Below are 4,516 nucleotides of genomic sequence, written 5' to 3'. Positions count from 1 at the left end.
CAATAGATTTGTCATTCTTTATAAGATTACAAATACGCCCAACTTCCATATCCAATGCAGAAATATAAACCATCACTTTTGCTATAAAGCTACTATTACTTTCTATAACACAATTAACAGGCTCATCTCCAATTAAAAAGAATAGGTTGCATTTTGATAATCCAGTACATGCAAGTTGTATCTGTGCTTGAACATAATATTTAAAGAAATATTTACTTTCTAAAAAATTACCTGTTTGATTATATTCTGTAATAGCTGATGTTAAATAATTACTATCACTACATTTAATCTCTAATAGTTCTGTTTCACCTTGATTATTTACAAACCAACCATCTATTGTTGCACCAACAAGATTATCTCCTCTACCTACTCGTTTGAAGTAATTATATTTGTCTATTCCATTAGCATATTTGTTTTTGTGTAAAATTTGTATATTATCAGAATAAATACGTAGAAACTCAGCAAATCCTAAATTTTCTAATGCTTTTCCTTTTTTAATATGTAAATTATCTTTATATGGAACTTCTTTCCCAAAAAATTTAAGTACTCTACTTACAATTAATTCAGAAGCAGCATCAACACCAAGAAATATACTCCCAACTTCACTAGCACCAAATCTTGTTAATGCTTCACGTTGAATAGAAAAATCTACCTTACTATTAAACTTGAAATATTCATTCTTTTTGATACCAGGTAATTTACGTCCTATTTTGCTCATTTTACTTACATTAGTTTGTTTATTATTATCAGAATCTACGGTTGGAACAAAAGATTCTAAACCTTTAATAACTGGTTGGGTGTATAAACTTTGACAATTCATTTTTTTTACTCCATTATTAATTTTTGTAATATTATTTTTATTCATAATAAATCTCCTATTAAGCATTATAAAAAAATATATAGCAAAAATTATTTTAATCAACTTTTTGCTATAATATTTTTGTTATTTTTACAAAAAAATATTTTTATTAAGAATAGGTTTACTTTTTAATAAGAATTACGTTATCATACTTAAAAAGTAAAGCTTAATAGGAGAAATATAATGAATCTGAATAATTACGAAAAAACATCCCCTCTCTCAAAACCAGCAAAGAAATATCATAACAGATATTACAAAATAGTATCAATAGTTAAATTCTATCAAAAGAATTCTATCAAATACAATCAAACCATAATCCTAAATGCATTAAACCGTTTTCTAGCTAAAGATGAACTCAAAATAATTACACTTAGAACCCTTAGAAAAGATTTAGCCTTATTATGTAATAAAGGTATTATTAAAAAAACTTTATTAAGATTGGGAGAAGGAAATGGCTCATACATAAGATATGCAGCAAATAAATACAGTCTCAAAAATTTAAAACGTTTTCTTGAAGATAAACAAGCAATAGTTGAACATGATGCAAATGAAACATACAAATTCACAAAAGAAACACAACAAAAATATTACTTAAAAAACAAAGGGTTGAATATTCATAAATCTAAAAATGCAACTAAAAATGTCAGTCATAATATAACTAATAATAAAAAAATAAAAAATAAAAAAAATAAAAAAGAAGAGAAAAAAGAAATAGGAAATAGAACGATCGACACGAACTATATGATAAAAAATGTAGCAAAATGGAAAACAATGAGATATCTGGATAAGATAGAAGAAAATGCGAATAAAAAGAGATATGAAGATAGCATAATTAGAACACAAGAATGGTTGAAGAACTTAAAGATTGAAAGTAATACTTACAAAAATTGTTAGATGAAAAACAAATTTTTAAGGAAAGAATATGGAAGATTCATTAAGAAGATTAAAAGAAAAAAAATTAGAAATTGAGACAAAACAAAAAAAGAGCAATTTTTTTGTTAAAATAGACAAAAAAAATAATAAAACTTTATATCATACAAGAATTGTATTGGATTTTTATACATTTGGTATTGACAATGAAGAAAACGATAGATTTTTTATTGTTTTGAGAAGTTGGTATCGCCACAAAAAGTATCGATTTAGCTTATTTTCTTTGTTAGAGAACGATAAATTTTTGGGTATTTATTATGGTTATAGGAGACCTATAAAAAATGTTGTAACAAGCTATGAAAAGGATGGCGAGATCAAGAAATATGGCTTTTCAAAGGCTTACTATATAGAGTTTAGATTTAAAAAGGGTAGTGTTTTTTGTTATATTCAAGGAATTTATTATTTGCTTAAAAAAGAGAAGTCACAAACGAGATATTGTAATAAGTTGCTTTTTTTAATCAGAAAACTAGAAAAAGAAGTATATGAATTTTACAATCAAAAATTACCAAGTGGAGGGATTATAGTAAAGTGGATAGAGAAAAACCAAAAATAATTACGCTTGCAAGTATTAAGGGAGGTGTTGGAAAGAGTGCATTGACAATTATTTTTAGTTATATTTTAAAAGATATAAATAAAAAAGTATTGTTGATTGATTTAGATCCACAAAATAGTTTAACAAGTTATTTTATCAAATATATAAAAAAAATAAAAGGGCTTAATGTTTATTATATGCTTAAATCATATAAAGACCCTAATTTAAACAGGTATGTTAATAAAATAAATAGCAATATGTATATCATCGCTTCTCATCCTATTCTTTGTAAGTTTGAACAAGAAGATGAGAGATATAAAGAACAGTTGTTAGAGAGTTGCTTGAATAAAATTTTGTCTGTTAATAGTTTTGATTACGTGATAATTGATACACCTCCTAGTTTAAGTTTTTTATTATATAATGCCTTGAATGTTACAGAGAAAATTGTAATTCCTGTTCAACTTGAAAGATGGTCTGTTGAAGCCTTTCCTATGTTAATGAATTCAATAGAAGAATTTAATATTTTTAAAAATAAAAAAATGGAAGTTTCCATAATAGAAAATCAATTTGTAAAAAATAGGAATACTTTCAAAGATATAGAAGAATTATTATTCAAAAAATATGGATTGTTAATTAAAGGAAAGATTCATAGTTCTAATGGTATTAAAGTTTTAATTAATGAATTAAATGAGCCTAATAGTCATGAAATATATTATAAAGAGGCTAAGGCAGTTTTAGAAAAGATATTATAAAAGTTACGTAACCGTAACTTTTATAATATATAAAAAATAAAAGTATAAAGGAGTAAGGAATGTCTAAAAGTAATAAGAAAGAAATGGTTTTAAATGATAGAATGGATGGTATTGATCAATTTTCATTAAATAATGATGGCGATGAATCAGAATATGAGAGTTGTAAAAATCGATTAAGAAGAATTGCCGTAAATGAAATAAGTAATAAAATTGAGATAATGGAAATTTTGTATAAGATAAGATCTAAAAAACTTTATCGATTTGATGGTTACAAAAGATTTGTAGATTTTTTGGAAACATTTGTTATAGCAAGAAGTCAAGCATTTTTGTATTTAAGACTTTATAAAAGAGTATTGACAGGTGATTTAAATATAGAAGAGATTAAACAAATTGGATTTGCAGCAGCTTATAGAAAAATTAGAAAAATAGATGTAGATAAAAAGCGTTCAAAAGAAAATTTGATCAAGCCACTTAGATTTCAACTTAAAAATCAAGGTAGTTATGATTTTTACAAAAAAAATGCTAAGTTTACAAGTTTTGTATTAGATGAACTTTTCATTAATAGAAAAGATTTACTTGAGGAGCTTTTAAATCAATTTAAGAGATAATATAAGTATTTAATGACATAAATGTTTGTTATATTTTAAGGATAGTTGATTTTATTTTGTATTTGGTGTATACATGTGAATGTATATATATACATGTGGTTTGTGTTTATTATTTACACATCCTATTAAGTTTTTCACCATTGTAGATTTTAACTCTTCATTAGTTATTCTTTTAGAAGAATGCCTAGTGAAGAGTTAATGTTTTTATTATATTTGAATTGTTTTTTTTGTTATTATTATTGACAAAAAATGTTATTTAGTGTAATATTACATTTATGATGCTTAATAGGAGATTAAATATGAGTAAAAATGATATATTAAAAAATCAATCACCAAATACAGTAGATGTAATAATAGATAAAATGAATTCAAGTAATATTGCAGAAGTATGGGAAACATACAAGATTATGCATAATCTTAAAAAGATAGATGCTTATTCAGAACGAGAAATTTTAACTTTATTACAAGTAAACAAATTAAATCCATTTAAGAAGGAAGCATACGTAATACCATTCAATGGACGTTATACAGTTGTAGTAGCATATCAAACATTGCTTATACGTGCATATGAAGCTGGATATAACAAGTATGATCTTGACTTTGAAGAGAAATTGGTTAAATCTCTTAAGATTGATTCTAAAGGTAATAAGGCGATACAAGAAGATTGGCAGTGTACAGCTTTTTTCAAATCAGATGATGGTATTCGTTATAGTTTTTCTGTTTTACTTAGTGAGTATTTTAAGAACACACCTATTTGGAGAGAAAAGCCAGTATTCATGTTAAGAAAATGTGCTGTAAGTTGTTTATGTAGAACTTTACCAGGTTCAGGACTTGA

Annotated in this window: 6 protein-coding genes; 5 read left to right on the top strand and 1 reads right to left on the bottom strand. The window is 25.0% G+C overall.

Translation table 11 applies throughout. The annotated features are described in order from the left end of the window. Window positions 1-865: YqaJ viral recombinase family protein (locus tag U880_RS0100480; protein ID WP_024654340.1), on the bottom strand; the 865-nt coding region annotated here is incomplete at its 3' end. Between the two features lie 177 nt (window positions 866-1,042). On the opposite strand from U880_RS0100480, the gene U880_RS0100475 reads away from it, so the two are divergent. From U880_RS0100475 to U880_RS09680, 5 genes are all read left to right on the top strand, one after another. Next, window positions 1,043-1,753, top strand: coding sequence for a plasmid maintenance protein (locus U880_RS0100475; protein WP_038358560.1), 711 nt, complete (start codon window positions 1,043-1,045; stop codon window positions 1,751-1,753). A 28-nt stretch (window positions 1,754-1,781) separates the two neighbouring features. Beyond that, a complete protein-coding gene (locus tag U880_RS0100470) occupies window positions 1,782-2,342 on the top strand; it encodes a DUF226 domain-containing protein (protein WP_024654338.1) in 561 nt (186 codons plus the stop codon). Continuing rightward, window positions 2,318-3,073 carry a ParA family protein gene (locus tag U880_RS0100465; RefSeq protein WP_024654337.1) on the top strand — a complete coding sequence of 252 codons (756 nt, stop codon included), beginning with the start codon at window positions 2,318-2,320 and terminating at the stop codon, window positions 3,071-3,073. The genes U880_RS0100470 and U880_RS0100465 overlap by 25 nt, the downstream gene beginning before the upstream one ends. A 59-nt stretch (window positions 3,074-3,132) precedes the next feature. Continuing rightward, complete coding sequence (locus tag U880_RS0100460; protein ID WP_024654336.1) at window positions 3,133-3,681, top strand: chromosome replication/partitioning protein; 549 nt, start codon at window positions 3,133-3,135, stop codon at window positions 3,679-3,681. Between the two features lie 299 nt (window positions 3,682-3,980). Then, window positions 3,981-4,516: recombinase RecT (locus tag U880_RS09680; RefSeq protein WP_038358557.1), on the top strand; the 536-nt coding region annotated here is incomplete at its 3' end.

It is taken from the genome of Borrelia hispanica CRI (genome assembly GCF_000500065.1).
GTDB lineage: Bacteria > Spirochaetota > Spirochaetia > Borreliales > Borreliaceae > Borrelia > Borrelia hispanica.
This window is presented reverse-complemented; position numbering and strand designations above follow the sequence as displayed.